This is a genomic window from Streptomyces sp. NPDC088745 (assembly GCF_044751045.1).
Classification (GTDB): domain Bacteria; phylum Actinomycetota; class Actinomycetes; order Streptomycetales; family Streptomycetaceae; genus Streptomyces; species Streptomyces cremeus.
On record NZ_JBIVLB010000008.1, the window covers coordinates 352,016 to 378,982 of the forward strand.

At 70.5% G+C, this 26,967-nt stretch carries 21 protein-coding genes and 2 tRNA genes; 13 read left to right on the top strand and 10 right to left on the bottom strand.

What is annotated here, in order from left to right; genetic code table 11:
• Positions 1-80 precede the first annotated feature (80 nt).
• Complete coding sequence (gene pepN, locus ACIP93_RS22995; RefSeq protein WP_345222943.1) at positions 81-2,648, bottom strand: aminopeptidase N; 2,568 nt, start codon at positions 2,646-2,648, stop codon at positions 81-83.
• A 161-nt stretch (positions 2,649-2,809) separates the two neighbouring features.
• Here pepN and ACIP93_RS23000 point away from each other — a divergent pair, with 161 nt between their 5' ends.
• On the top strand, positions 2,810-3,454 hold the full coding sequence (locus tag ACIP93_RS23000; RefSeq protein WP_345222947.1) for a DsbA family protein: 645 nt from the start codon (positions 2,810-2,812) through the stop codon (positions 3,452-3,454).
• Between the two features lie 142 nt (positions 3,455-3,596).
• Positions 3,597-4,205, top strand: coding sequence for a hypothetical protein (locus ACIP93_RS23005; RefSeq protein ID WP_401761323.1), 609 nt, complete (start codon positions 3,597-3,599; stop codon positions 4,203-4,205).
• 178 nt (positions 4,206-4,383) lie between these two features.
• Here ACIP93_RS23005 and ACIP93_RS23010 read toward each other — a convergent pair whose 3' ends face one another.
• The 3 genes from ACIP93_RS23010 to ACIP93_RS23020 form a co-directional block, all read right to left on the bottom strand.
• Positions 4,384-5,028 carry a superoxide dismutase gene (locus ACIP93_RS23010; protein ID WP_345222950.1) on the bottom strand — a complete coding sequence of 215 codons (645 nt, stop codon included), beginning with the start codon at positions 5,026-5,028 and terminating at the stop codon, positions 4,384-4,386.
• Between the two features lie 157 nt (positions 5,029-5,185).
• Positions 5,186-6,604 carry an amino acid permease gene (locus ACIP93_RS23015; protein WP_345222952.1) on the bottom strand — a complete coding sequence of 473 codons (1,419 nt, stop codon included), beginning with the start codon at positions 6,602-6,604 and terminating at the stop codon, positions 5,186-5,188.
• Positions 6,605-6,730: 126 nt separating this feature from the next.
• On the bottom strand, positions 6,731-8,134 hold the full coding sequence (locus ACIP93_RS23020; RefSeq protein WP_401761325.1) for an amino acid permease: 1,404 nt from the start codon (positions 8,132-8,134) through the stop codon (positions 6,731-6,733).
• 321 nt (positions 8,135-8,455) lie between these two features.
• Here ACIP93_RS23020 and ACIP93_RS23025 point away from each other — a divergent pair, with 321 nt between their 5' ends.
• Positions 8,456-9,040: a biotin transporter BioY gene (locus tag ACIP93_RS23025; RefSeq protein ID WP_401761327.1), complete on the top strand. Its 585-nt coding sequence runs from the start codon at positions 8,456-8,458 to the stop codon at positions 9,038-9,040.
• Positions 9,041-9,180: 140 nt separating this feature from the next.
• Here the strand turns inward: ACIP93_RS23025 and ACIP93_RS23030 are convergent, their stop codons facing one another.
• The gene (locus ACIP93_RS23030; RefSeq protein ID WP_401761329.1) at positions 9,181-10,683 is read right to left on the bottom strand and encodes an amino acid permease; all 1,503 of its coding nucleotides are present in this window, start codon (positions 10,681-10,683) and stop codon (positions 9,181-9,183) included.
• Positions 10,684-10,918: 235 nt separating this feature from the next.
• On the opposite strand from ACIP93_RS23030, the gene ACIP93_RS23035 reads away from it, so the two are divergent.
• Together ACIP93_RS23035 and ACIP93_RS23040 are read left to right on the top strand one after the other, a co-directional pair.
• Entirely contained in the window at positions 10,919-11,407 is a 489-nt protein-coding gene (locus ACIP93_RS23035) for a ribose-5-phosphate isomerase (protein WP_345222959.1), read from the top strand.
• A gap of 243 nt (positions 11,408-11,650) precedes the next feature.
• Positions 11,651-12,472, top strand: a complete 822-nt coding sequence (locus tag ACIP93_RS23040) for an Fpg/Nei family DNA glycosylase (protein WP_401761330.1) — start codon at positions 11,651-11,653, stop codon at positions 12,470-12,472.
• Between the two features lie 24 nt (positions 12,473-12,496).
• On the opposite strand, the gene ACIP93_RS23045 is transcribed toward ACIP93_RS23040, so the two are convergent.
• Positions 12,497-13,741, bottom strand: coding sequence for a GNAT family N-acetyltransferase (locus ACIP93_RS23045; protein ID WP_345222963.1), 1,245 nt, complete (start codon positions 13,739-13,741; stop codon positions 12,497-12,499).
• 106 nt (positions 13,742-13,847) lie between these two features.
• Here ACIP93_RS23045 and ACIP93_RS23050 point away from each other — a divergent pair, with 106 nt between their 5' ends.
• Positions 13,848-14,990, top strand: coding sequence for a PP2C family protein-serine/threonine phosphatase (locus ACIP93_RS23050; protein ID WP_401761332.1), 1,143 nt, complete (start codon positions 13,848-13,850; stop codon positions 14,988-14,990).
• Positions 14,991-15,047: 57 nt separating this feature from the next.
• Here ACIP93_RS23050 and ACIP93_RS23055 read toward each other — a convergent pair whose 3' ends face one another.
• Together ACIP93_RS23055 and ACIP93_RS23060 are read right to left on the bottom strand one after the other, a co-directional pair.
• The gene (locus tag ACIP93_RS23055) at positions 15,048-16,247 is read right to left on the bottom strand and encodes a cation:proton antiporter (RefSeq protein WP_401761333.1); all 1,200 of its coding nucleotides are present in this window, start codon (positions 16,245-16,247) and stop codon (positions 15,048-15,050) included.
• A gap of 185 nt (positions 16,248-16,432) precedes the next feature.
• A complete protein-coding gene (locus tag ACIP93_RS23060) occupies positions 16,433-17,578 on the bottom strand; it encodes an acyltransferase family protein (protein ID WP_401761335.1) in 1,146 nt (381 codons plus the stop codon).
• Positions 17,579-17,814: 236 nt separating this feature from the next.
• Here ACIP93_RS23060 and ACIP93_RS23065 point away from each other — a divergent pair, with 236 nt between their 5' ends.
• A complete protein-coding gene (locus ACIP93_RS23065) occupies positions 17,815-18,009 on the top strand; it encodes a hypothetical protein (protein ID WP_345222971.1) in 195 nt (64 codons plus the stop codon).
• Between the two features lie 66 nt (positions 18,010-18,075).
• Here the strand turns inward: ACIP93_RS23065 and ACIP93_RS23070 are convergent.
• Positions 18,076-18,146, bottom strand: a tRNA-Gly gene (locus tag ACIP93_RS23070).
• A gap of 142 nt (positions 18,147-18,288) precedes the next feature.
• Between ACIP93_RS23070 and ACIP93_RS23075 the strand changes: the two genes are divergently transcribed.
• The 5 genes from ACIP93_RS23075 (at position 18,289) to clpX (ending at position 23,094) form a co-directional block, all read left to right on the top strand.
• Positions 18,289-18,365, top strand: a tRNA-Pro gene (locus ACIP93_RS23075).
• A 216-nt stretch (positions 18,366-18,581) separates the two neighbouring features.
• Entirely contained in the window at positions 18,582-20,012 is a 1,431-nt protein-coding gene (gene tig / locus ACIP93_RS23080) for a trigger factor (protein ID WP_401761336.1), read from the top strand.
• A 260-nt stretch (positions 20,013-20,272) separates the two neighbouring features.
• Entirely contained in the window at positions 20,273-20,890 is a 618-nt protein-coding gene (locus tag ACIP93_RS23085; protein ID WP_380837040.1) for an ATP-dependent Clp protease proteolytic subunit, read from the top strand.
• A 48-nt stretch (positions 20,891-20,938) separates the two neighbouring features.
• Complete coding sequence (locus ACIP93_RS23090; RefSeq protein ID WP_345226465.1) at positions 20,939-21,619, top strand: ATP-dependent Clp protease proteolytic subunit; 681 nt, start codon at positions 20,939-20,941, stop codon at positions 21,617-21,619.
• A gap of 179 nt (positions 21,620-21,798) precedes the next feature.
• Positions 21,799-23,094 (top strand): ATP-dependent Clp protease ATP-binding subunit ClpX, encoded by a 1,296-nt coding sequence (gene clpX, locus ACIP93_RS23095; RefSeq protein ID WP_345222976.1) that lies wholly within the window; start codon positions 21,799-21,801, stop codon positions 23,092-23,094.
• A 75-nt stretch (positions 23,095-23,169) separates the two neighbouring features.
• Here clpX and ACIP93_RS23100 read toward each other — a convergent pair whose 3' ends face one another.
• A complete protein-coding gene (locus ACIP93_RS23100; RefSeq protein WP_401761339.1) occupies positions 23,170-24,126 on the bottom strand; it encodes a hypothetical protein in 957 nt (318 codons plus the stop codon).
• A 138-nt stretch (positions 24,127-24,264) separates the two neighbouring features.
• Here ACIP93_RS23100 and ACIP93_RS23105 point away from each other — a divergent pair, with 138 nt between their 5' ends.
• Positions 24,265-26,886 (top strand): valine--tRNA ligase, encoded by a 2,622-nt coding sequence (locus ACIP93_RS23105; RefSeq protein WP_401761340.1) that lies wholly within the window; start codon positions 24,265-24,267, stop codon positions 26,884-26,886.
• Positions 26,887-26,967 lie beyond the last annotated feature (81 nt).

Genomic DNA, 26,967 nt, shown 5'->3' on the forward strand with positions numbered 1-26,967 from the left:
CGGGGTACGCCGAGAACGCACGCGGGTACGCCGGGAACGCACGCGGGGGCGCGCCGGGAACGCACGCCCCCGCAGGCCGGTCAGACCGCGTCGCACTCCTGCGCCCGCTGCGCCCGCGCCAGGTCGTCCCGCGCCTCCAGCACCAGTCGCCGCAGCGCCGGGGCCGCCTCCTCGTGCGCGGACAGCCACGCGTCGGTGGCGGCCAGCGTGGCGGCCGGGTCCTGGAGCGAGGGGTACAGGTCACGGACGATCAGGACGCCGATCTGGATGGAGCGTTCGGCCCACACCCGCTCGATCGCCGCGAAGTACTTCTCCGCGTACGGCGCGAGCAGCTCGCGCCGGCTGCCGCGCACGAAACCGGCGTTGGTGGCCTCCACCAGCGCGTTGGACAGCGCGTCGGACTCCACCACCGCCGCCCACGCCTGCGCCTTGACCGCCGCCGAGGGACGCGAGGCGAGGCAGCGCACCTGGTGCCGCTTGCCGGACGCCGTGTCGTCCCGGGCGAGTTCGGCGCCGATCGCCTGCTCGTCGGCACGGCCGTGCGCCGCCAGCGGCGACAGGAAGGCCCAGCGCAGCTCCTGGTCGACGTCCAGGCCGTCGATCCGCGCCGAACCCGCGAGCAGCCCCTCCAGGAGCTGGAAGTCGGCGTCCGACGACGCCACGGAGGCGAAGAAGCGCGCCCAGGCGAGCTGGTGCTGGCTGCCCGGCTCGGCGCCGCGCAGCTCGCGCAGCGCCCCCTCGGCGAGCTGCCGCGCCCGCTGCTCGCGCGTCGCGGGCGCCACGTAGTGGACGAGCGCCGTCTGCGTCCAGGCGTGCAGCATCTGCAGCACCCCGATGTCGGACTCCCGGCCCGCGAACCGCAGCACCAGGTCGAGGAAGTCCCGGGCGGGCATCAGGGCGTCCCGGGTGAGGTTCCACAGCGCCGACCAGCACAGGGCGCGCGCCAGCGGGTCGGTGAGGTCGCCGAGGTGGGCGCGCAGGGTCTCCAGGGAGCCCTGGTCGAAGCGGATCTTGCAGTACGTCAGGTCGTCGTCGTTGACCAGGACCAGCGCGGGCCTCTCGGCCCCGGTGAACTCCGTGACGACCGTGCGCGCACCGGCCACGTCCGTCTCCGTACGGGCGTAGCGCACCAGTTCGCCGCCCTCCAGCCGGTACAGGCCCACCGCGACCCGGTGCGGGCGCAGCTCCGGGTGCGACGCGGCGGCCTCCTGCACGACGGCCAGCTCCGTGACGCGCCCCGCGGCGTCGTACGTCACCACCGGGGTGAGCGCGTTGACCCCGGCCGTCTGGAGCCAGGCGCGCGACCACTCGCCGAGGTCGCGGCCGCTGGTCTCCTCCAGCACGGAGAGCAGGTCGCCGAGCCGGGTGTTGCCGTACGCGTGCGCCTTGAAGTAGCGGCGCGCGCCCTCCAGGAACGCGTCCCGGCCGACGTACGCCACCAACTGCTTCAGCACGGAGGCGCCCTTGGCGTACGTGATGCCGTCGAAGTTCAGCTTCGCGTCCTCCAGGTCACGGATGTCGGCCGTGATCGGGTGCGTGGACGGCAGTTGGTCGGCGCGGTACGCCCACGCCTTGCGGCGGTTGGTGAAGGTGATCCAGCCGTCGGTGAAGCGGGTGGCCTCCACCATCGAGAAGGAGCCCATGAAGTCCGCGAACGACTCCTTCAGCCACAGGTCGTCCCACCACTGCATGGTGACCAGGTCGCCGAACCACATGTGCGCCATCTCGTGCAGGATGACGTTCGCGCGGCCCTCGTACGCCGAGTCCGTGGTCCTCCCGCGGAAGATGAGCTCCTCGCGGAAGGTCACCAGGCCCGGGTTCTCCATCGCGCCCAGGTTGTACTCCGGGACGAAGGCCTGGTCGTACTTCCCGAAGGGGTACGGGAAGTCGAAGTTGTCGTGGAAGAAGTCGAGTCCCTGCTTGGTGACCAGGAAGACGTCGTCCGCGTCGAAGTGCTTCGCGAGCCCCTTGCGGCACATCGCGCCGAGCGGGATCTCCAGCGTCGTGCCGTCGGCCAGGGCGCGCGTGTAGGTGTCGGTGACGCAGTGGTACGGACCGGCCACCACGGCGGTGATGTACGTCGAGATCGGCTTGGTCCCGGCGAACGTCCAGACGCCGTCCACGAGGTCGCCCGCGCCGTTGCTCCACACCGTCCAGCCCTCCGGGGCCCGCACCGAGAAGCGGTAGGGGGCCTTCAGGTCGGGCTGCTCGAAGTTGGCGTACACCCGGCGGGCGTCGGCCGGCTCGTACTGCGTGTAGAGGTAGACCTCGCCGTCCTCCGGGTCGACGAAGCGGTGCATGCCCTCGCCGGTGCGGCTGTAGGCGCAGTCGGCGTCGACCACCAGGACGTTCTCGGCCGCCAGGCCGTCCAGGGCCACCCGGGCGCCGTCGAAGACCTTCGCGGGGTCCAGCCGCGTGCCGTTGAGCGTCACCGCGTTCACCGAAGGGGCGACGAGGTCCGCGAACGTGGAGGCGCCGGGCGTGGCGGCCCGGAAGCGGATCGTCGTCACCGAACGGAATGTGCGCGGCCCTTCCCCCTCGTGGTCGCCGACCGCCGACCGCAGGTCGAGCGCGACCTCGTAACCGTCGACGGACAGCAGCTCTGCCCGCTTCCGGGCTTCGTCGCGGGACAGGTTCTCACCGGGCACGGGCACTCCTTCGTGACACGTCGGACATGGTTCGACGGCTTCTCGAAACAGGTCCGATCCTCCCATGTGCTCCTTACCCGGCGTGCACGGGAATGCGGGCAGTGCCCGCGTGGTTGTGTGGCGCACAGCGCGCGACTCTTGAAACATTCACGAGGAGAGACATGTCCGAGAACGCGAAGACGAACGAGAAGACCACGGCCGACTTCTGGTTCGATCCGCTGTGCCCGTGGGCCTGGATGACCTCGCGCTGGATGCTGGAGGTCGAGAAGGTGCGCCCCGTGCGGGTCCAGTGGCACGTGATGAGCCTGGCCGTGCTCAACGAGGGCCGCGACGACCTGCCGGAGCGGTACCGCGAGGCCATGAAGACGGGCTGGGGCCCGGTGCGCGTCGTCATCGCCGCGCAGCAGCAGCACGGCGAGGAGATCACCGGGGCGCTCTACACCGCGCTCGGCACCCGCATCCACAACGAGGGGCGCGGCATCACCGACGAGGTCGTCGCGGAGGCCCTCGCGGAGGTCGGCCTCCCCGCCGAACTGCTCTCGTACGCCACCTCGGACGCGTACGACAAGGAATTGCGCGCCTCGCACCAGTCGGGCATCTCGCTGGTCGGCGAGGACGTCGGCACGCCCGTCATCGCGGTGCCCGGGGCGGACGGCGAGAAGGTCGCCTTCTTCGGCCCGGTCGTCACGCCCGCCCCGAAGGGCGAGGACGCGGCCCGCCTCTGGGACGGCACCCTGCTGGTCGCCGGGACCCCCGGTTTCTACGAGCTGAAGCGCACCCGCACCCAGGACCCGGTCTTCGACTGACCGCCGCCCCGGCCGTCCCGCGCTCCGGCGGCCACCGCCGCGCGCGGGCGCCTCGCGCCGACACCGGTGCCCGGCGGGGCGTGGGTGCCCCGTGTGCGCCGCCCAGCAGGCGCCACGCGCCCTCCCCGCTTAGCGTCTCTCCATGGAGACAGGCGCGATACACGGCGACAGCCACATAGGCGGCACGGGTACGGCCGACCCCGGGGCCGCCGTCATGGCCGGCGGCCCCGCAGCCGCCCCGTACCTGCCGAACGACAACGCCCCCCATGCCACCCTGCCCGTCCGCCCGACCGACCGGGCGGTGCGGGCAGGGTGCCTCGTCCTCGCCCGCCTCTGGCGGCTGACCGGCCTGCGGAACGCCTCCGGCGCCCTGCGCCACTACCTCGGCGGCACCGGTGAGACGTACCGCATCGACGCCAGCACCCTCGTCGCGCTCCCGCCGGTCCGGGCCGCCGTGAACACCCGCCTCATGGAGGCCGAGGCGGGGCGGTGGTCGCACCGCGACACCTGGCACGGCGTCACCGTCACCCCCGCCACCAGCCTGGACTGGTGGCTCGCCGTCCGCGGCGTGCAGTTCCGCGTCGAGCGCCCGAACCCGGACTTCTACCGGGTGGAGTTCCACAAGACCTGGAACTTCGACCGGGGCGAGTCCGCGTTCGGCATCCCCTTCACCCTCTTCGCCCGCCTCCACGAGACGGGCCTGGCCTGGGAGTTCGTCGCCGTCGGCCGCACCGGATACCTCCCCAGGTGACGCCCGTACCGGCACAGAAGAGCCCCCGCGAGTCATGTCCTCGCGGGGGCTCTTCGTCATTCCACCCGCCCGGTGAAAGTTGAGAAGACGATCACGAGCAGGGTGCTGAGGGGTCCCGCCGCGGGGCTGCGGCACACGGCGGGGCGTCGCGCACCGCGGTCGCGGTGCGCGCCGGACTTCACGGCGTGATGAGAGGCGTCCGGTTCTTCGCGTCGGCGTAGCGCTTCGCGACGTCCTGCCAGTTGACGACGGCCCACATGGCGTCGATGAAGTCGACCTTCTGGTTCTTGTACTGCAGGTAGAAGGCGTGCTCCCAGGCGTCGAAGACCAGGACCGGCACGGAACCCTGGCCGACGTTGCCCTGGTGGTCGTAGACCTGCTCGACGATGAGGCGGCCCGAGACCGGCTCGTACGCCAGGACGCCCCAGCCGGAGCCCTGCGTCGTGGCGGCGGCCTTCGTCAGCTGCGTCTTGAACTTGGCGAAGGAGCCGAAGGACTCGGTGATGGCGTCCGCCAGGTCGCCGACGCCGTCCGCGGCCGTCGGCTCGCCGCCGCCGCTGTCCTTGGGGGAGGCCATGTTGTGCCAGTAGATGCTGTGCAGGATGTGGCCGGACAGGTGGAACGCGAGGCTCTTCTCCAGCCCGTTGATCGCACCCCAGGCGTCCTTGTCGCGGGCCTCTTCGAGCTGCTCCAGGGTGTCGTTGGCACCCTTCACGTACGCCGCGTGGTGCTTGTCGTGGTGCAGCTCGATGATCTGCGGGTTGATCACGGGCTCAAGGGCCGCGTAGTCGTACGGAAGTTCAGGAAGCGTGTAGATGGCCATGTCGTCCGACCCCTCCGATTGCTTATTGCAAGTCTTATGCATCTGCACGCTACCAGCACTTATGTGGGGGAGCAGCTTAGGTCTGCCTCAGTAAAAAGCCCTAGGTCCGCAAGCCGGGGGCTTGCGGACCTAGGGCCGACGAGGGGTGCGCGCGGGTCTAGTCGCGGGCCTTGGCCAGCTTCTGGCGGACGACGCCCACCACGATCAGGAAGAGCGTCAGGCCGCCCGTCCCGGCGAGCTGGAGACGGGTGTCGGGCTGGCGCAGCATCAGGAAGAAGATGACCGCCATCCCCGCCAGCGCCACCCAGGTGAGCACCGGGAACAGCCACATCCGGACGACCAGCTTTTCGGGCGTCTCCCGCTCGGTGCGGCGGCGCAGGATCAGCTGGGAGACCGCGATGAAGATCCAGACCACCAGGATCAGCGCGCCGATCATGTTCAGCAGCCACGGGAAGACCTTGTCCGGGCTGATCCAGCTCAGCGCCACGCACACGAAGCCGAACACCGAGGAGCACAGCACCGCGACCCGCGGAACGCCGCTGGACAGCCTGCCCAGGAAGGCCGGGCCCTGTCCGCGTCGGACCAGCGAGTACGCCATGCGGGACGAGCCGTAGATGTTGGCGTTCATCGCCGACAGCAGCGCCGCCAGCACGATCACGTTCATGATCTGGCCGGCCGCCGGGATGCCCAGGTGGTCGAGGGTGGCGACGTAGGGGCCGATCGCGGCGACCTTCGGGTCGTCCCACGGCACCAGGGTGACCACGACGGCCATCGAGCCGATGTAGAAGACCGCGATGCGCCACATCGCGGTGCGCACCGCCTTGGCGACGCCCTGCACCGGGTGCTCGGACTCGGCGGCGGCGATCGTCACCGTCTCCAGGCCGCCGTACGCGAAGACCGAGGCGAGCAGGCCGATGATCAGGCCCTCGCTGCCGTGGGGGAAGAAACCGCCCTCGCCGGTGAGGTTGGTGAGGCCCGGGGCGCCGGTGTCGCTGCCCGGCAGCACGCCGAAGATGGCCAGCAGGCCGATCACCAGGAACAGCGAGATCGCGCCGACCTTGAGCGCGGCGAACCAGAACTCGAACTCGCCGAAGTTCTTCACCGCCGCCAGGTTCGTGGCCAGGAAGATCACCATGAACAGCGCCACCCAGGCCCACTGCGGGGAGCCCGGGAACCAGCCCTGCATGATCTTCGCCGCGCCGATGCCCTCCAGGCCGACCGCCACGCACAGCAGGAACCAGAACGCCCAGCCCGCCGTGAAGCCCGCCCACGGCCCGATCGCCCGCTCGGCGTGCGCGGAGAACGAGCCCGAGCTCGGGTTCGCCGCCGACATCTCGCCCAGCATCCGCATCACCAGCATGACGAGCAGGCCGGATATCGCGTACGCGATCACGATGGAGGGACCCGCGGCGGCGATGCCCGCGCCCGAGCCCACGAAGAGCCCGGCGCCGATCACCCCGCCGAGGGCGATCATGGAGAGGTGGCGCTGCTTGAGGCCGTGCCCGAGCGAGGCGTCGGCGTCGGCCGGTGCGGCGGGCGTCCGTGAAGGCGGCGGGGGCGCGGAGGTCCGGGACATGAGCGTGCCCTGTTCACTAGCTGAGACGGGGGAGCGAGCCAAGAGTGGCCCTCAGTCTCGGTACGGCACCGCTCAGAGGGAACCGTCGACCGCTATACGGACACGACGCTCACACACTGTGAAGGTTCAGGCACGCCTCGCGCGCAATTCCCGCACGAGTGACACCAGCAGCACCACCGCTGTCGCGCCCGCCGACCACAGCAACTGCGGCCGGGTCGAGGCGTCCAGCAGCATCAGCACCAGGACGACGGCCATCGCGGCCAGTGCCGCCCACGTCAGATAGGGGAACGCCCACATCCGCAGCGTGAGCCGCTCCGGCATCTCGCGCTCGATGCGCGGGCGCAGCTTGAGCTGCGAGACCGCGATCAGCCCCCACACGAACAGAAGCACCGCGCCGACCGCGTTGAGCATGTACAGGAACACCGTGTCCGGCCACAGCAGATTGAGCACCACCGACCCGAACCCGAAGGCCACCGACGCCAGCACCGCCCGCCGCGGCACCCCGCCCGGGGAGACCCGCAGCAGGCCCCGTGGCGCCTCACCGCGCTCGGCCAGTGAGAAGACCATGCGCGAGGAGCCGTACAGATTGGCGTTCAGCGCCGAGAGCAGCGCCACGAACACCACGATGTTCATGATCGTCCCGGCCGCCGGAATCCCGATCCGGTCGAGCACGGCGACGTAGGGACTCAGCCCCGGCGTCATCGAGTCCCACGGCAGCAGCGTCACGACGACCAGCATCGAGCCGACGTAGAAGAACAGGATGCGGAACACCGCGCTGCGCACCGCCCGCCCGACCGCGCGGGCCGGGTCGTCGGTCTCCGCGGCGGCGATCGTCACGACCTCCAGGCCCCCGAAGGCGAAGACGACCGCGAGGACGCCCGAGATCACCCCCGACGCCCCGTTCGGGAAGAAGCCGCCGTCCCCGGTCAGGTGCGCCGTGCCGACCGGATCGGTGTCGGGCAGCACGCCGAAGACCGCGAGGGCGCCGAGCGCCAGGAACAGCACGATCGCCCCCACCTTGAGCGCGGCGAACCAGAACTCGAACTCCCCGAAGTTCTTCACCGCCGCCAGGTTGGCGGCCGTGAAGACCACCATGAACACCAGCACCCAGGCCCACTGCGGCACCCCGGGCGCCCAGCCGTTGGCGATCTTCGCCGCACCCGTGGCCTCCACCGCCAGCACCACGACCAGCAGGAACCAGTACAGCCAGCCCACGCTGAACCCGGCCCACCGCCCCAGCGCCCGCTCCGCGTGCACCGAGAACGAGCCCGAGGCCGGCATCGCCGCCGACAGCTCCCCGAGCATCCGCATCACGAGCATCGCGATGGCGCCCGCGATCAGGTACGACAGCACGATGCCGGGACCGGCCACCGCGATGCCCGCGCCCGAGCCCACGAACAGCCCGGCGCCGATCACCCCGCCGAGGCCGAGCATCGTCAGATGGCGCTGCTTGAGCCCTCCGGACAGGGGCTCCTGCGAGCCCTTCGGGTTCTGCGGCTCTTGCGGCTGCCGTACGGCCTGGTCGTGCATGGCGCTCGTGCTCTCGAAGGACCGTGGAGCGGAACTCGACGGCCGTGGGGGCGGAAAGGGGGACGGGGCCGCGGGACGGCCACCCGATTTGGCGGGACCCCACAGTGTCCCCTCACCCGGCCCCGCCGCGCAAAAGGGATCTATCTGCTTTCGCCGCCAGTGACGCGCGTCACGCCGCGCCGGGTCGAGTCCTGGCCCTTTGTACGAAGTCCACCAAGCCCCTGTTCGCGGCTTTGTCGGCGCTCTAGGGTGATCGGGCGACGGCCCCCGGGTTAACGTCGCCATGTCCCTGACTGCCCCCCTCTTCACCGCGGAGTCCCGATGAGCACTGCTGCCGTAACCGCCCGCCCCGGCGCGGTCCTTGCCGACCTGCTTCCCGCCACGCGCGTACGCGACCTCGCGCTCGTCGTCGGCGGCGCGGCGCTCACCGGCATCGCCGCCCAGATAGCCGTCCCGGTGCCGGGCTCCCCGGTCCCGGTCACCGGCCAGACCTTCGCCGCGCTCCTGGTCGGCACCGCCTTCGGCGCACGCCGGGGCTTCCTCTCGCTGGCGCTGTACGCGCTGGTGGGCATGGCCGGGGCGCCGGTCTTCCAGGCGGGCACCTCGGGACCGGGCGGCGCATCCTTCGGTTACGTCATCGGGATGCTGCTCGCGGCCACCGCGGTCGGCGCACTGGCCCGGCGCGGCGGCGACCGCTCGGTGCTGCGCACGGCGGGCACCATGGCCGTCGGCTCGGCGGTCATCTACGCCGTCGGCGTCCCGTACCTGATGGCCGCCACCGGCATGGACCTCTCCGCCGCCCTCGCCGCGGGCGTCGTCCCCTTCCTCATCGGTGACGCCCTGAAGGCGGCCCTGGCGATGGGCGCGCTGCCCACCGCGTGGAAGCTCGTGGGCCGCAAGGGCTGAAGTCCGTCGCCCGTACGTCGAAGGGGGCTCCCGGCACCGGCCGGGAGCCCCCTTCTTCCATGGGCGCCCACAAGCTCCCCGTCGCGGCGGCGGACGGTGTCCGAGTGCGCGCCGCCCGCCCGCGCCGGGGCGCTCCGGGGCTACGGGCGGACCACCGGCTCCTCCGCACCGCTCCCAGCGGCCGGCGGCAGGGTGCCGTTGCGCTTCTGCACAACCTCGCGGACCAGCGCGAAACCGACCACCAGCGCGGCGACCAGCAGCGACAGCAACACCTGGGTGCGGCCCGCGTCGTCGGTGAGCATGTAGACGAGCACGAAGGAGATCATCGCGATCGTCGCCCACGTCAGATACGGGAACAGCCACATCTTCACGACGAGCTTGGACGGGTCCTCGCGCAGGATCATGCCGCGCATCCGCAGTTGTGTGAAACAGATGACCAGCCACACGAAGAGCGCGACCGCGCCGGAGGAGTTCAGCAGGAACTGGAAGACCGTGTCCGGCCACTTGTAGTTGAAGAAGACGGCGACGAAACCGAAGACGACCGACGACAGGATCGCGACCTGCGGCACACCGCTCTTGTTGACGCGCGTGAACGCCTTCGGCGCGTCCTTGCGCCGGCCCAGCGAGTAGGCCATGCGGGAGGCGGTGTAGAGACCGGAGTTCAGGCAGGACAGCACGGCCGTCAGGACGATCACGTTCATGATCTGACCGGCGTGCGGGATGCCGATGGAGTTCAGCGCGGCGACGTACGAGCCGCCCTCGGCGACGATCGACTTGTCGTTCCACGGCAGCAGCGTCAGCACGACGAAGATCGAGCCGAGATAGAAGATGCCGATGCGCCAGATGACGCTGTTGGTGGCCTTGGTGACGGCGCGCTGCGGGTCCTGGGACTCGCCGGCGGCCAGCGTGACGATCTCGGAGCCCATGAAGGAGAACACGACCATCAGGACACCGGTCAGGATCGCTCCGTACCCCTTGGGGAAGAAGCCTCCGGTGTCGGTGAGGTGCGCGAACCCGGCGCCGGGGTTGTCCGAGCCCGGCAGGACGCCGAAGACGGCCAGCAGGCCGATCACCACGAACGCGCCGATCGCGACGACCTTGATGCCCGCGAACCAGAACTCGAACTCGCCGTACGACGACACCGAAGCGAGGTTGGTGGCCGTCAGTACCAGCATGACGATCAGGGCCCAGCCCCACTGCGGCACCGCCGGTATCCAGCCCTCCAGGATCTTCGCACCGGCCGTCGCCTCGACGGCGAGCACCACGACCCAGAAGAACCAGTAGAGCCAGCCGATCGAGAACCCGGCCCACCGGCCGAGCGCCTGGTCGGCGTAGGCGGAGAACGACCCGGACGAGGGCCGCGCGGCGGCCATCTCGCCGAGCATCCGCATCACGAACACCACCATCACGCCCACCAGGGCGTACGACAGCAGGATCGCCGGACCCGCCGCGGCGATGCCCGCACCGGAGCCCACGAAGAGCCCGGCGCCGATGACGCCACCGATCGCGATCATGGACAGATGACGGTTCTTGAGACCGGCCTGGAGGCCGCCGCTGTCACCGGTGGCGGAGGCGGCAGCGGGCACACCGGGGTCGCCGGGCCCTCTGTCCTGCTTCTCCGTCGGGGTCGGGTGCGCACTCATGCACAAACCTCATTCGTTCTTCGGGCACGTCGTCGGGCCGCAGGGTCATGACACTCGGGGCAGACGGTCGGTCTGCCGAGCCCCCGCATTCAAGCCGAGCCGGAAGCGATCCGGAAGACCTGATTCCGGATCGTTGTGTCGGGCAGAAGTCCCGGACGTACGTCCCGAGCCGCGAGGGACCAAGGTCCTTACCCCGATGCGCCCTACCCCGCGCGGCGCATGCCACACTCGACCCATGCGCGTGTACCTCGGTTCCGACCATGCCGGATACGAACTCAAGAACCACCTCGTGGAGTGGCTCACGGCCCACGGCCACGAGCCCGTCGACTGTGGTCCCCACATCTACGACGCCCAGGACGACTACCCGCCGTTCTGCCTCCGCGCCGCCGAGCGGACGGCCGCGGACCCGGACTCCCTCGGCATCGTGATCGGCGGCTCCGGCAACGGGGAGCAGATCGCCGCCAACAAGGTCAAGGGCGTACGGGCCGCCCTCGCCTGGAGCGAGCAGACGGCGGCGCTGGGCCGCGAGCACAACAACGCGAACGTCATCTCCATCGGCGGCCGCATGCACACCGAGGCCGAGGCGACGAAGTTCGTGGAGATCTTCCTCTCCACCCCGTACTCGAACGAGGCCCGCCACAGCCGCCGCATCGACATGCTCTCGACGTACGAGACCACGGGCGCCCTCCCTCCCATCCCCCCGCACCACCCCCACCAGGACTGACCCCCTCACCGAAGCCCCTCGTCCCCTTGGGCCTCCCCCCGTCCCCTTGGGGGGCGGGGCCGCCCCGGGGGGCGGAACGGGCGGGCAAGGGGGCGGCCCCGCCCGCTCCGGGCCCACCCCGGAACGCCCCCGCCCAGCCCCGCTTGCCGGCCGCCCGCCCCCGCCGAGGCCCCGGCCCGCCCCGCGCCGGCCGCACGCCCCGCGAGGGCCCGCCCACCCCCGCACCCCCTCCGGAGGAGCCCCGTGCCCGAGGGCCACACCATCCACCGCCTCGCGCACGAGTACGCCATCCGCTTCACCCCCCACCCCCGCCTCCGCGCCACCAGCCCCCAGGGCGCCTTCGCCGCCTCCGCCGCCCTCCTCGACGGCCACCGCCTCACCGCCACCGAGGCCCACGGCAAACACCTCTTCCTCGGCTTCGGCCCCCTCGGCTGGGTCCACATCCACCTGGGCCTCTTCGGCAAGGTCGCCTTCGAGGGCGCCCAGGGCCCCGGCGCCAAGCCGGACACCGTACGCCTGCACCTCGCCACCCCCGCCGGCGACGCCCGCGCCGACCTCCGCGGCCCGACCGTCTGCGCCCTCGTCACCGACGCCGAGAAGCAGGCGGTGCACGCCCGGCTCGGCCCCGACCCCCTGCGCGAGGACGCCGACCCCGACCGGGCCCGCGCCCGCGTCCGCGCGTCCCGCACCACGATCGCCGCGCTCCTGATGGACCAGAAGGTCGTCGCCGGCGTCGGCAACGTCTACCGCGCCGAAGTCCTCTTCCGGCACGGCATCGACCCGTACACCCCGGGCAGGGAGATCACCGACGCCCAGTGGGACGCGGTCTGGCAGGACCTCGTCGACCTCATGCGGGAGGGCGTGCGCCTCAACCGCATCGACACCGTCCGCCCCGAGCACACCCCCGAGGCGATGGGCCGCCCGCCCCGCAAGGACGACCACGGCGGCGAGGTGTACGTCTACCGGCGCGCCGCGCTGCCCTGCCACCTGTGCGGCGACGAGATCAGCACCGCCGGCCTCGCCGCCCGCAACCTCTTCTGGTGCCCCACCTGCCAGAAGGCCTGACCGCGCACCGCGGCCGGCGCCCCGCTAGAACCCGTGCGGCAGCCACGGCGCCACGTCCGACCCGAACGCCGCCGCGGCCTGCGCCACCGCTCCCTCGCGCAGCTCCCGCACCCGTCCCGCCGCCGCCAGCGCCGCCAGCGAGAACCCGCCCAGATAGGCCGCGCCCAACTCCCGTACCGACAGCGCGACGTCCGCCGGGTCCGTGGTCCGCTCGCACACCGCGCCCTTCGCGTCCCCGGTCAGCCGCCACCGCCCCTCGTTCCACGGGCAGAACGCGTCCTCGACCTCGAAGACCACGTCCACGGCCGTCCGGTAGGTCCGGGCCTCCAGCGCCGCCCCCACGTCCACCAGACGCACGTGCAGCGCGTCCCGCAGCACCAGCGCGCTGCGCCGGGTGTCGGAGACCAGGTGCAGCCAGGTGTCGTCGCAGGGCCGGTTCACGGAGACCAGCTTCGACGTGAGGTCCAGGTCGAACAGGAACCGCCACAGCGCGGCCGCCGCCTGCGGCGCGCGCGGTCCGACCGCCTCCAGGTCCTCCAGGACCACCACCCCGTCCGCCCCCGCCGCGCTCCACTGCGGCTTCACGCGGAACCGGGCGAAACCCAGCACCGTGCCGTCGGGGTCCTCGGCCAGGACGCACTGGAGAGCCGTCGCCCCCTCCCGGTCCTTCTCCGGGTCCAGCACCTGCAGCCGGTCCCAGCCGGGCTGCCGCGCCATCATCCCGGGCCGGCCGGGTACCGCGGCGGCGTAGATCTCCTCGCACGTCCGGTGGACGTCCGCGTCGGTCACCTGCGCATAACGCAGCCGTACGTCGTCGGTGCCGTCCGGCACCGAGAGCCGCACCCGCGCGGTGTCGATCTCGGCCCGCATCTCGCAGGTGGCCACGCCGTACCCGAACCGGCCGTAGATCACCGGCTCCGACGCCACCAGCACCGCGACGGCCTCGCCGCGCGCCCGCACGTCGTCCAACTGCCGGCGCATCATCGTCGTCAGCACCCCGCGGCGGCGGTGCGTGGCGGCCACGCTCACCATGGTCACCGCGGCGACCGGCAGCGACGCCCCGCCGGGCACCGTCATACGGAAGCTGAAGGCGCCCGCGGTGCCGACGCAGCCCGCGCCGTCCCAGACGCCGATCGTGCGGTCGAACTCGGTCAGGTCGCGGAAGAGCTCCCGCTCCTCCTGGGACTCCGTGACCCCGAAGGCCCTCTCCAGCGACGCGTAGAAGGTGTCCCACTCGGCAGGCGTGAGCACGCGCAGTTCCGTCGTCATGTGCCCATGCCTACCAGCGGCCGCCCCCGCCGAGCCACCCATTTCGAACGCGATGTCATGGGGTCCCCCTGCGGAGCAGCCGTGCGGGTGGATAAGGTCCACGGCAATGGGCGCGGCACGGAGAGTCGATTCGTACACGGCCCGGTGGCGCAAGTCCGCGCACCGGGTCCGCAACGGGCTGCGCCGCTCCGGCGTCGACTACTTCCGCGGCGACGGCTCCGACTGGATCGCCCTCGCCGCCCTGCTGCTCACCGTTCCGGCGATCGCCCTCGGCACGATCCTGATGCCGGTGTGGTGCGCGCCGGCCCTGCTCGTCCTGCCGATCGTGGCGGGCGGGCTGCTGCTGCGCCCGGCGAGCCTGCTGGGCCTGTACGCGGCCGCCGCCACCGCGCTGATCGTCGAGTCCGTCGTCCTCGGGCCCTACACCCAGGGCCCGGCGCGGGTCACTCCCGGCACCGTGCTGACCGTCGCCGCGTGCGGCTTCTTCGGGCTGGTCGTCGCGCAGTTCAGGGCGCGCGTCGGCGTGCCGTGGAGACGCGGCGGCACCATGCTCTTCGACCTGCGCGAACGTATCCGGGTGCAGAGCGCCCTGCCGCAGCTTCCCAAGGGCTGGCACCGGGAGATGGCCCTGCGCCCGGCCGGCGGCCAGTCCTTCTCCGGTGACTTCGTCGTCGCCGCGCGCACCAACGGCGGGCGCACCCTCGAAGTCGTCCTCACCGACGTCTCCGGCAAGGGCATGGACGCGGGCTCCCGCGCCCTGCTGCTCTCGGGGGCCTTCGGCGGCCTCCTCGGCTCGCTGCCGCCGCACGACTTCCTGCCCGCCGCCAACGGATACCTGCTGCGCCAGAACTGGGACGAGGGCTTCGCCACCTCCATCCACCTGGTGCTCGACCTGGAGACGGGCGAGTACGAACTCCTCTCCGCGGGACACCTGCCCGCCCTGCAACTGCACGCGGGCAGCGGCCGCTGGGAGGAGAAGTCGGGGGAGGGGCCCCTGCTGGGCGTCTACGACGGCGCCGAGTTCGACCCCGGCAAGGGCGTGCTGGCCCCCGGCGACGTCCTGATGCTCTTCACGGACGGCCTGGTGGAGGCCCCGGGCCGCGACATCAGCGAGGGCGTCGACCGCCTCACCGGCGAGGCCGACCGCTATGTCGCCGCAGGCTTCGAGGGCGCCGCCTGGCACCTCATCGAAGCGGTCGCCAAGGACGTCAACGACGACCGGGCGCTGCTGCTCCTGTGCCGCGACTGACACCGGCGCCGGCCTCCCCGGCGCCGGTGCCGGGCACCGTCGTACGGCCTGCGGGCATCACCGCGCGGCCGACGGCTCCTTCGTCGGCGACACGTCCGTCACCTGCGGCGGTACGTCCTTGTCCCGGCCCGGCAGGATCTTCGCCAGCCAGTGCGACTGCCCGGCCGCCAGCGGCCCCAGCACGGCCAGCAGCAGCACGTACCCGGCGATGAACGGCGACAGCCGCTCGTCCAGCCCGGCGCCGGCCGCCATCGTGGCGAGGATCAGCGCGAACTCGCCGCGGGCGAGCAGCGTGGTGGAGATGTTCGCGGCCGGCTGCGCCCCGAAACCGTGGATCCTCGCGGCGCTCACCCCCGCGATCACGTTCATGACCAGCGTCACCGCGACGGCCGCCAGCACCGGCCACAGCACGACCGGCAGGTCGCCGGGGTCGATGGACAGCCCGAACGCGAAGAAGAAGATCGCCCCGAACGCGTCCCGCAGCGGGTGCACCAGCTTCATGATCCGCGGCCCGGAGGACGTGCTGCCGAGCATCAGACCGACCATGAACGCGCCGATGGCGTCCGCCACCCCGAACCACTCGGAGACACCCGCCACGAAGACGGCGGCCCCGAGGAAGGAGATGACCAGCAGTTCGTTGTCCTCGGTCCCGATCAGCCTGCCGACGGCCCTCGTGCCGAACCGGGCGGCCAGGGCGAGCAGCAGCAGGAACCCGAAGGCCTTGCCCGCGTCCACGGACGCCGCCGCGAGGCTGTCCGCGCCGGACAGGATGGGCTGGAGGGCGGCCAGGTACAGCGCCAGGAAGATGTCCTCGACGACGATGATGCCGAGGATCGGCTTGGTCTCCGCGTTGCCGATGCGGCGCAGGTCGACCAGGACCTTGGTGACGATCGCCGAGGAGGAGATGCCGAGCACACCGGCCAGGACGAGGGCCTCCGGCGTCCCCCAGCCGAGCGCGAGACCGAAGCCGAGCCCGGCGCCGACGTTCAGGACGAGGTAGGCGGCCCCGGCGAACGCCATTTTGCGCCCGCCCGCCTTGAGGTCGTCCAGGTGGAATTCGAGACCGAGGTAGAAGAGCAGCAGGACCAGGCCCAGCGCGGAGAGCATCTCCAGCTCGTGCGGGTCCTTCAGCAGGACCCAGCCGGGCGTGTGCGGGCCGAGCAGGATCCCGGCCAGGATGAACAGGGGGATGGTCGGCAAACCGATCCGGCCGCCGAGCCGGGCGAGGACAGCGGCGGCGAGAAAGGCGCCGCCCATGGCTATGAGTGTGTCTGCGTGTCCGATGGGACCGTTCCTCCTGTGGCGTCGGGGGATCGTCAGAGGGGTGAGGTCAAGCGCGCGTCAAGAAACCGTCAGTAATTAGTTTACCGAACCTTTTGTGCCGCAAGGAGTGCCCCGGGAAGAACACCCCGGCGGCTTGGCCCCCGGACGGCCGCCCGCCCTCAGCGCACCCCGCCCGCCGCCTTCCGGAACGCCCACCCCAGATCCGGTTCCGTCACCGGCTTCAACGCCCGCCGCACCACCGGAGCGCACAGCACCGTCACCAGCGCCACCGCGCACACCGTCACCACCACCCGCCCCACCGGGGTCTCCAGGTGGTACGTCCGCGCCCACCCCGCGTACTCCGCGTACCGGACCACGAAGCCGTGCAGCAGATACCCGCCGATGGTCCCCGCGCCCAGCGACGTGAACCACATCCGCCGCCGGGGCACCCACGCGAGGAAGCACGCGGTCAGCGCCAGCGCCGCCCCGGACAGCGCGACGGTCGTCAGCACCCCCACCCACCACGGCTGGCCCATCTCCTGCGCCCCGTGGTTGCGGTACACCCAGTCCAGCCGGGTCCGCGGAGCCGCCCAGTACACGACCGCGAACGACACCGGGCACACCACGGCCGCCGCCCACCGCGCCCGCCACCGCTGTACCAGCCGGAAGTGCTCGGGCCGCAGCCGCAGCCCCAGCACGAAGAACGGCAGGAACTGCAGCACCCGCTGCGCCGACAACTGCTGACCGATGTCCGGTACGGCGGCGGCCGCGGCCGCGATCAGCAGGGCGAGCGGAACCGGCCACCGCACCGCCAGGAACAGCGGGGTCAGCAGCCGCCAGAAGAACAGCGCCATCAGGAACCACATCAGGAACCACGGCGACAGCATCCGCACCGGCACCCGCTCGCCCTCCATGACGCCGAAGAACACCGCGTAGGCCGCCTGGAAGACCGCATACGGAACGACAACGCTCGAAACAAGCCGCATCAGCTTGCGCGGCTTCATGTCGAAGGAGCGCGAGAAGTAGCCGGAGATCAGAACGAACGCCGGCATGTGGAACACGTACACCCACATGTACAACGCCTCGGTGGTCCGGCTCCCGGAGAGCACGAGGGGCCACGAGTGCCCCATCGCGACCAGCACGATCGCCAGGTACTTGGCGTTGTCGAAATAGGCGTCCCGCCCCTTGCTCCCCTGGTCCCGCCGCTCCCCGGCGGCCCGAGCCGCCGTTCCGCGGCCGCCGTCCTCCGAGGGGGCGAGCCCGGGGACCGCCTCCCGCGACGGCGCAAGAGGGTCCCTCTGTCGTGTCTGGGGCGTCGGAGACATCTGAGGCACCCTAGTGCCGCCCGTGACCCGGGACGCCCGTTGACCGCCACCCCCGTGTGTCGCCTACACCACCGCTGCGGCAAGATCACGTCATGATCCGGCCATCGTCCACGGCCGACTGTGCGTCACCCGGCAGTCAGCGACGGGGTGTTGGTGGCACGATGGCCTAGCGGGGGAAGCACTGGGCCGTGTGTCCCCGGGCCGGCAAGGCGGACCGACCAAGGGTGTGATCAGTTGTGGCCATTTCACTGTCAGTGGTGCTGCTGTTGGCAGTCGTCCTCGTGGTGTTGATACGAGGCGGCTCGCTCAAGGGGGGACCCGCTGTCGTCGCGATACTTTTCGGCTTCTTCCTGGCCTCCACCGGTATGGCAGACGACATCCAGCGCTTCCTCAACTCCATAGCCAGTACCCTCAACTCCATCAACTTCTGAGGCCCGGTGCACGCGAAAAGGCCCCCGGCCCGGCGAGCGAACTCACCGGGCCGGAGGCCGTTGCGGAGCGGGCGACGGGAATCGAACCCGCGTAGCTAGTTTGGAAGACTAGGGCTCTACCATTGAGCTACGCCCGCGCGCACCCCGCGGTCGCCGCGGCGACCGGGGTACGGACAGCACTGTAGCGGGTCGGAGCGCGTCGACGCACACTCCGGGGGGACGAGCCGGCGAAGCGGCCGACGCAGCGCCTCGGGACATGTACCCTACGTGTCGCACCGACGGGGTGTGGCGCAGCTTGGTAGCGCGTCCGCTTTGGGAGCGGAAGGTCGTCGGTTCGAATCCGGCCACCCCGACCAGCACGATCCTGTCTCCACCTGTCTCCGCCTTGTGTCCACCGCCCGCCGCGGGCCGCTCCGGTTCCGGCCGCGGGATCGCATTGTGGGAGCACGTCCGCTTGCCGTTACTATGCAAGCTGCGTGCCCGTGTGTCTGATACCGGGCTCGATGAGCAGGACCGCCCCACTGAAGCGGTTCGGCAGAACCCCAGAAGTCAGCCACCAAGGAGACCGAACCGTGAAGAGCGCCGTGGAGACCCTGAACCCGACCCGGGTTCGGCTCAGCATCGAGGTGCCCTTCGAGGAGCTCAAGGACAGCCTCGACGCGGCGTACAAGAAGATCAACCAGCAGGTCACGGTGAAGGGCTTCCGCAAGGGCAAGATCCCGAACCGAGTCATCGACCAGCGGTTCGGCCGTGGCGCTGTGCTGGAGGAGGCCGTCAACGACGCCCTCCCGAAGTTCTACACCGAGGCCGTCAACGAGGGTGAGCTGAACCCGCTGGGTCAGCCCGAGGTCGACATCACGGAGCTGAAGGACGGCGAGCTGCTGGCCTTCACCGCCGAGGTCGACATCCGCCCGGCGATCGAGATCCCGGACTACTCCGGCATCGAGGTCGAGGTCGACGCCGTCACCGTCTCCGACGAGGACGTCGACAAGGCTGTCGAGGACCTGCGTGGTCGCTTCGCCACCACCAACCCGGTGGAGCGCGCCGCCGAGGACGGCGACGTCGTCACGATCGACCTTCAGGCCAAGGTCGACGGCGAGGTCCTGGAGGACGGCGTGGCCGAGGGTGTCTCGTACACCATCGGCTCCGGCGAGCTCCTCGAAGGCATCGACGACGCCGTCAAGGGCCTGGAGGCCGGGGCCGAGGCCACCTTCACCTCCCAGCTCAAGGGCGGCTCCGCCGAGGGCAAGGACGCCGAGGTCACCGTGAAGGTGTCCGCCGTCGCCGCCCGCGAACTCCCCGAGCTGGACGACGACTTCGCCCAGATGGCGTCGGAGTTCGACACCCTGGAGGAGCTGCGCGCCGACAGCCGCAAGCGCCTCGAGAACATGAAGCAGTACGACCAGGCCACCCAGGCCCAGGAGCGCGTGCTCGACAAGCTCATCGAGCTCGTCGAGGTCCCGATCCCCGAGAAGCTGCTCGAGGACGAGGTCAAGACCCGCAAGCACAACCTGGAGCACCACCAGCTCGGTCAGATGGGCCTCGACCTCGCGAAGTACCTGGAGATCCAGGGCAAGACCGAGGAGGAGTTCGACAAGGAGACCTCCGAGCAGGCCGTCAAGGGCATCAAGACCCAGTTCATCCTCGACGAGCTGGTCAACAAGGAGAAGCTGAACGTCAGCCAGGAGGAGCTCACCGAGCACCTCATGCGCCGCGCGCAGTCCTCCGGCATGTCCCCCGACCAGTTCGCCCAGGCCGTCGTCGAGGGCGGCCAGGTCCCGATGCTGGTCGGCGAGGTCGCCCGCGGCAAGGCCCTCGCGGTCGTCGTCGAGGCCGCCACGGTCAAGGACACCAACGGTGAGCTCGTCGAGCTCGACGACGACGAGGACGAGACCGCCGAGACGGCCGAGGCCGCCGAGACGGTCGACGCCGACGCCAAGGACGACGCCGACGCCAAGGACGCCGACGCCGCCGAGGCGAAGGACGCCGCCGAAGCCAAGTAGGCCCCAGCAGCACCCGCGTGACGACGACGGGCCCGGACGCACTCGCTGCGGCCGGGCCCGTCGCCGTACCCGCCCGCCCGCCCGGACCCGTACACCTGAACTCACCACCTTGCGCTCCCAGCGAACAGTTCAGGAAGCGGGATGGCGTTGTCCTACCTGCGCGTTAGGGTCCATGAGTAGGCGGGTTGGGTGGGACACCCGACCCCCCGTACGAAGACGCTGAGACGGCCGGAGCCGTCAGAGACGAGCAGGTGGAATACGTGACGAATCTGATGCCCTACGCCGCCGGCGAGCCGTCCCTCGGTGGAGGCCTCGGCGACCAGGTCTACAGCCGACTTCTGGGCGAGCGCATCATCTTCCTCGGCCAGCAGGTCGACGACGACATCGCCAACAAGATCACGGCGCAGCTGCTCCTCCTGGCCGCCGAGCCGGAGAAGGACATCTACCTCTACATCAACAGCCCTGGCGGTTCGGTCACGGCGGGCATGGCGGTCTACGACACCATGCAGTACATCCCGAACGACGTCGTCACGATCGGCATGGGAATGGCGGCCTCCATGGGCCAGTTCCTGCTGACCGGCGGCGCCCCCGGCAAGCGCTTCGCGCTGCCCAACACCGACATCCTGATGCACCAGGGCTCGGCCGGCATCGGCGGCACGGCCTCGGACATCAAGATCCAGGCCGAGTACCTGCTGCGTACGAAGAAGCGCATGGCGGAGATCACCGCCCGGCACTCCGGCCAGACCGTCGAGACGATCATCCGCGACGGCGACCGCGACCGCTGGTACACGGCCGAGGAGGCCAAGGACTACGGCCTCATCGACGAGATCATCTCCGCTGCTTCGGGTGTTCCGGGCGGCGGCGGCACCGGGGCCTGAGCCCCGCCTGCCACTGCTCCGCAACCTCGCCCCATGAACGCCACCAGGATGGTGAACACCCCCATGAGCAACTTCTCCGCCCCTGCCAACGGCCTGTACACGGGTCCGCAGGTGGACAACCGCTACATCGTTCCCCGCTTCGTCGAGCGCACCTCGCAGGGCGTGCGCGAGTACGACCCGTACGCGAAGCTCTTCGAGGAGCGCGTGATCTTCCTCGGCGTGCAGATCGACGACGCCTCCGCCAACGACGTCATGGCGCAGCTGCTGTGCCTGGAGTCGATGGACCCCGACCGCGACATCTCGATCTACATCAACTCGCCCGGCGGCTCCTTCACGGCGCTCACCGCGATCTACGACACGATGCAGTTCGTGAAGCCCGACATCCAGACGGTCTGCATGGGCCAGGCGGCCTCCGCCGCCGCCGTCCTGCTCGCCGCCGGCACGCCGGGCAAGCGCATGGCGCTGCCCAACGCCCGGGTGCTGATCCACCAGCCGTCCTCGCAGACCGGCCGCGAGCAGCTCTCCGACCTGGAGATCGCGGCCAACGAGATCCTGCGCATGCGGACCCAGCTGGAGGAGCTGCTCGCCAAGCACTCCACCACGCCGATCGAGAAGATCAGCGAGGACATCGAGCGCGACAAGATCCTCACGGCCGAGGACGCCCTGGCGTACGGCCTGGTCGACCAGATCGTCTCGACGCGCAAGAGCACGGCAGCGGCTGCGGCCTGAGTGCCCCTACTGTGAAGTAACGGGTCCTGCCCACCCCTTGGCACCGTCCACACCACGTCCGCGTACGCGTGAACCGTGCCAAGGGGGGCCCGAACGGGGGGTCAGGCAAGGTACCGTCGAAGATTGAGGCACCAGGAGTCGCTGCACCCGGCGGCTCCCAGGCGAAGGGGATTCACCTCGTGGCACGCATCGGTGACGGCGGAGACCTGCTCAAGTGCTCGTTCTGCGGAAAGAGCCAGAAGCAGGTGAAGAAGCTCATCGCAGGTCCCGGTGTGTACATCTGCGACGAGTGCATCGACCTCTGCAACGAGATCATCGAGGAGGAGCTCGCCGAGACGAGCGAGGTCCGCTGGGAGGAACTGCCCAAGCCTCGCGAGATCTACGAGTTCCTGGAGGGGTACGTCGTCGGGCAGGAGCCCGCGAAGAAGGCCCTCTCGGTGGCGGTCTACAACCACTACAAGCGCGTCCAGGCCGGTGAGAACGGCGGCGGCGCGGGTCGCGAGGACGCGATCGAGCTCGCCAAGTCCAACATCCTGCTGCTGGGCCCCACCGGCTCCGGCAAGACGCTGCTCGCGCAGACCCTGGCGCGCATGCTGAACGTCCCGTTCGCCATCGCCGACGCCACCGCCCTCACCGAGGCCGGTTACGTCGGCGAGGACGTCGAGAACATCCTCCTGAAGCTGATCCAGGCGGCCGACTACGACGTCAAGAAGGCCGAGACCGGGATCATCTACATCGACGAGATCGACAAGGTCGCCCGCAAGAGCGAGAACCCGTCGATCACCCGCGACGTCAGCGGCGAGGGCGTGCAGCAGGCACTCCTGAAGATCCTCGAAGGCACCACGGCCTCGGTGCCTCCGCAGGGCGGGCGCAAGCACCCGCACCAGGAGTTCATCCAGATCGACACGACGAACGTGCTGTTCATCGTGGGCGGCGCCTTCTCCGGACTGGAGAAGATCATCGAGTCCCGGGCCGGCGCCAAGGGCATCGGCTTCGGCGCGACGATCCGCTCCAAGCGCGAGATCCAGGCCAGCGACCAGTTCTCGGAGATCATGCCGGAGGACCTGGTGAAGTTCGGGATGATCCCCGAGTTCATCGGCCGCCTGCCCGTGATCACCTCGGTCCACAACCTGGACCGCGAGGCACTCCTGAAGATCCTCATCGAGCCGCGCAACGCCCTGGTCAAGCAGTACCAGCGCCTCTTCGAACTCGACGGCGTCGAGCTGGACTTCGACCTCCCCGCCCTGGAGGCCATCGCCGACCAGGCGATCCTGCGCGGCACGGGCGCGCGCGGCCTGCGCGCGATCATGGAGGAGGTCCTCCAGTCGGTGATGTACGAGGTGCCGTCCCGCAAGGACGTCGCCCGCGTGGTCATCACCGAGGAGGTCGTCCACTCGAACGTGAACCCGACGCTGGTGCCGCGGGAGCCGCGCATCATCGGCAAGAACGACGGGCGGCACGAGAAGTCGGCGTAGGTCTCGTCCTGGTACGTACGAAGGGGCCCGCCCGGTGGAATCCACTGGGCGGGCCCCTTCGCGTACGTACGGCCGCTACTTCTTGACGCGGACCTCGTTGCGGAGCTTGGCGACCTGCTCGGCGGTCTCCTCCATGCTCAGCCCCTGCTGCGCCGCCGAGGCGGAGCCCCCGGCGATCGTGCTGTAGTCCGCCCAGACACAGAGGGTGCTGGGGACGAGTGCCCCGGTCTGCTTGTTCTTGCTCTCGGCGGCCTGGCACCGCATGAGCGCGTTGTCGAGCGAGCTCGGGCTCATGTCCTGCGGGCTGCCCAGCAGCTTGACGGTGTCCTTCTTCTCGGCGGCCTTCTTGTCGGAGTCGGCCTTCAGCTTCGCGAAGAAGTTGTCCAGCGCCTTCTCCGGATCCTTGATCGTGCCGTAGGCGCCGTTGAAGTTGACGGTCTTGACCGCCTTCAGCTTTTCGAGCGTGCCGGGGTCCGTCGGGCTCAGCTTGGACGTGTCCACGTCGGAGTAGAGCATGGACACCGGCTGCGGGTCGGCGACACCGGCCGCGGTGTACTCCTCGACGGACTTGCTGTCCTTCGACGTTCCGTCGGTCTTCAGCATCTTCGAGTACGTGCCGCCGAACACCTTCTCCTGCGCGACCAGCTTGTGCGGCCCGTCGTCCGAGATGCCGTTGAAGAACGCGAAGTACGCCCCCGCGCCCGCCGCCGCCAGCACCACCACCGCCAGCCCCACGATCAGGCCCGTCTTCTTCTTCTTCGGCTCCGGGCCACCGGGGTACGGCTGCTGCCCGTACGGGGCCTGCGGCGGCTGACCGTACGGGGGCTGCTGGCCGTACGGGGGCGGCTGCTGGCCGTAGGGCTGCTGGGGCTGCTGCGGGTACCCGTACCCCTGCGGCGGCGGTGCCTGCTGCGGGTAGCCGTAACCAGGCTGGCCCTGCGGCGGCTGGCCGTAGGGGCCGGGCTGGCCGCCGTACGGATTCGGCTGCTGCGGCTGCTGGCCGCCGTACGGGCCGGGCTGGTTGTAGCTCATGTGCCGGGTTCCCCCTCCAGATGCTGATGCGTCGCGGACATCCTCTCGGACGGGTGTGACAACAGGGCTTCCGGGGGCCGCACTGTTACCAAAGAAACGCGTTTCGGAGCGGTGCTCCGGGGCCCTTAAACTGGCCGCGTGACCGAGAACTCTCAGACTCCGCAGCCCGCAGCCACCGACGCATTGCCGACGACCTACACGCCGGCCGCCGTAGAGGGGCCGCTGTACGAGCGCTGGGTAGAACGCGGTTACTTCACCGCCGACGCGAAGAGCGACAAGCCCGCGTACACCGTCGTCATCCCCCCGCCCAACGTCACCGGCAGCCTCCACCTGGGCCACGCCTTCGAGCACACGCTGATCGACGCCCTCACCCGCCGCAAGCGGATGCAGGGCTACGAGACGCTGTGGCAGCCGGGCATGGACCACGCGGGCATCGCCACCCAGAACGTCGTCGAGCGCGAGCTCGCCAAGGACGGCAAGTCCCGTCACGACCTGGGCCGCGAGGCGTTCGTCGAGCGCGTCTGGCAGTGGAAGGAGGAGTCCGGCGGCCAGATCTCCGGCCAGATGCGCCGCCTCGGCGACGGCGTCGCCTGGGACCGCGAGCGCTTCACCATGGACGAGGGCCTCTCCAGGGCCGTCCAGACCGTCTTCAAGAAGATGTACGACGACGGCCTCATCTACCGCGCCGAGCGCATCATCAACTGGTGCCCGCGCTGTCTGACGGCCATCTCCGACATCGAGGTCGACTACCAGGACGACGACGGCGAGCTCGTCTCCATGACGTACGGCGAGGGCGAGGACACCATCGTCGTCGCCACCACCCGCGCCGAGACGATGCTCGGCGACACCGCCGTCGCCGTCCACCCCGACGACGAGCGGTACGCCCGCCTCATCGGCAAGCAGATCAAGCTGCCGCTGACCGACCGCAGCATTCCCGTCGTCGCCGACACGCACGTCGACCCGGAGTTCGGCACGGGCGCCGTCAAGGTCACCCCCGCGCACGACCCGAACGACTTCGCCATCGGCCAGCGCCACGACCTGGAGACCATCCAGGTCCTCGACGAGCGCGGCGTCATCATCACTCCCGGCCCCTTCCAGGGCCTGGACCGCTTCGAGGCGCGCTCCGCGATCGTCGCCGCCCTGCGCGCGGACGGCCGGATCGTCGCCGAGAAGCGCCCGTACGTCCACTCCGTCGGCCACTGCTCCCGCTGCAAGACGACGCTGGAGCCCCGCCTGTCGATGCAGTGGTGGGTCAAGGTCGAGACGCTCGCCAAGGCGGCCGGCGACGCCGTCCGCGACGGCCGCGTCGACATCCACCCCGCCGAGCTGACCCAGCGCTACTTCGACTGGGTCGACAACCTCAACGACTGGTGCATCTCGCGCCAGCTCTGGTGGGGCCACCGCATCCCCGTCTGGCACGGCCCGAACGGCGAGATGGTCTGCGTCGGCCCGGACGACGAGGCGCCCGCCGGCGAGGGCTGGCACCAGGACACCGACGTCCTCGACACCTGGTTCTCCTCCGGACTGTGGCCGTTCTCGACCATGGGCTGGCCGGAGCGGACGGAGTCGCTGGAGAAGTTCTATCCGAACTCCGTCCTGGTCACCGGCTACGACCTGATGTTCTTCTGGGTCGCCCGGATGATGATGTTCGGCCTGTACGCCATGGACGACGTCCCGTTCCGCACCATCGCCTTCCACGGCATGGTCCGCGACGAGAACGGCAAGAAGATGTCGAAGTCCTTCGGCAACGTCGTCAACCCGCTGGACTGGATGGACAAGTACGGCTCCGACGCCGTCCGCTTCACCCTGGCCCGCGGCGCCAACCCGGGCGTCGACGTGCCGATCGGCGAGGACTGGGTCCAGGGGTCCCGCAACTTCGCCAACAAGATCTGGAACGCGACCCGCTTCGCGCTGATGAACGGCGCGACCGTCGAGGGCGAGCTCCCGGCCCCCGAGCGGATGACGGCCACCGACCGCTGGATCCTGTCCCGCCTCAACACGGTCGTCGCCCAGGTCGACGCGCTCTACGACGACTACCAGTTCGCGAAGCTGTCCGACGCCCTGTTCCACTTCGCGTGGGACGAGGTCTTCGACTGGTACGTCGAGCTGTCCAAGACGACGTTCTTCGCCGAGGGCGAGCAGGCCAAGGTCTCCGCGCGGGTCCTGGGCGAGGTCCTGGACGTCACCCTGCGCCTGCTCCACCCGGTCGTCCCCTTCGTCACCGAGACGCTGTGGACGACCCTCACGGGCGGCGAGTCCCTCGTCGTCGCCGACTGGCCGACGGACTCGGGCTTCCGGGACCCCGCCGCCGAGCAGGAGATCGAGCTCGTCCAGCAGGTCGTCACCGAGGTCCGCCGGTTCCGCTCCGACCAGGGCCTCCAGCCCGGCCAGAAGGTCCCCGCCCGGCTCACCCTGGACGGCACGGCGCTCGCCCCGCACGAGGCCGCCATCCGCCAGCTCCTGCGCCTCCAGCCGGCCGGCGAGGGCTTCCACGCCACCGCCTCGCTGCCCGTCGCCGGTGCCACGGTCGCCCTGGACCTCTCCGGCACCATCGACGTCGCCGCCGAGCGCAAGCGCCTCACCAAGGACCTGCAGGCCGCCGAGAAGGAGGTCGTCCAGGCCAACGCCAAGCTCGGCAACGAGGCCTTCCTCGCGAAGGCCCCCGACAACGTCGTGGACAAGATCCGCGGCCGCCTGGCCAAGGCCGAGGCCGACATCGCGCGCATCACCGCGCAGATCGAGGCACTGCCGCAGCAGTAGGCGGAGCTCCCGGCGCGCGGTGCGCGCGGGGCCGCGCACGTCAGGGAAGAGCCCGGGGGCACCACGCACAACGCGCGGTGC

Coding starts and splice junctions, on each gene's coding strand:
- ACIP93_RS23025 (WP_401761327.1), top strand. CDS start 8,456: ATGAGCACTGCTGCCGTAACCGCCCGCCCCGGCGCGGTCCTTGCCGAC.
- ACIP93_RS23100 (WP_401761339.1), bottom strand. CDS start 24,126: ATGAGCTACAACCAGCCCGGCCCGTACGGCGGCCAGCAGCCGCAGCAG.
- ACIP93_RS23050 (WP_401761332.1), top strand. CDS start 13,848: ATGGGCGCGGCACGGAGAGTCGATTCGTACACGGCCCGGTGGCGCAAG.
- ACIP93_RS23030 (WP_401761329.1), bottom strand. CDS start 10,683: ATGAGTGCGCACCCGACCCCGACGGAGAAGCAGGACAGAGGGCCCGGC.
- ACIP93_RS23000 (WP_345222947.1), top strand. CDS start 2,810: ATGTCCGAGAACGCGAAGACGAACGAGAAGACCACGGCCGACTTCTGG.
- ACIP93_RS23015 (WP_345222952.1), bottom strand. CDS start 6,604: ATGTCCCGGACCTCCGCGCCCCCGCCGCCTTCACGGACGCCCGCCGCA.
- ACIP93_RS23055 (WP_401761333.1), bottom strand. CDS start 16,247: ATGGGCGGCGCCTTTCTCGCCGCCGCTGTCCTCGCCCGGCTCGGCGGC.
- ACIP93_RS23035 (WP_345222959.1), top strand. CDS start 10,919: ATGCGCGTGTACCTCGGTTCCGACCATGCCGGATACGAACTCAAGAAC.
- ACIP93_RS23005 (WP_401761323.1), top strand. CDS start 3,597: ATGGAGACAGGCGCGATACACGGCGACAGCCACATAGGCGGCACGGGT.
- ACIP93_RS23060 (WP_401761335.1), bottom strand. CDS start 17,578: ATGTCTCCGACGCCCCAGACACGACAGAGGGACCCTCTTGCGCCGTCG.
- ACIP93_RS23045 (WP_345222963.1), bottom strand. CDS start 13,741: ATGACGACGGAACTGCGCGTGCTCACGCCTGCCGAGTGGGACACCTTC.
- ACIP93_RS23020 (WP_401761325.1), bottom strand. CDS start 8,134: ATGCACGACCAGGCCGTACGGCAGCCGCAAGAGCCGCAGAACCCGAAG.
- ACIP93_RS23010 (WP_345222950.1), bottom strand. CDS start 5,028: ATGGCCATCTACACGCTTCCTGAACTTCCGTACGACTACGCGGCCCTT.
- ACIP93_RS23090 (WP_345226465.1), top strand. CDS start 20,939: ATGGTGAACACCCCCATGAGCAACTTCTCCGCCCCTGCCAACGGCCTG.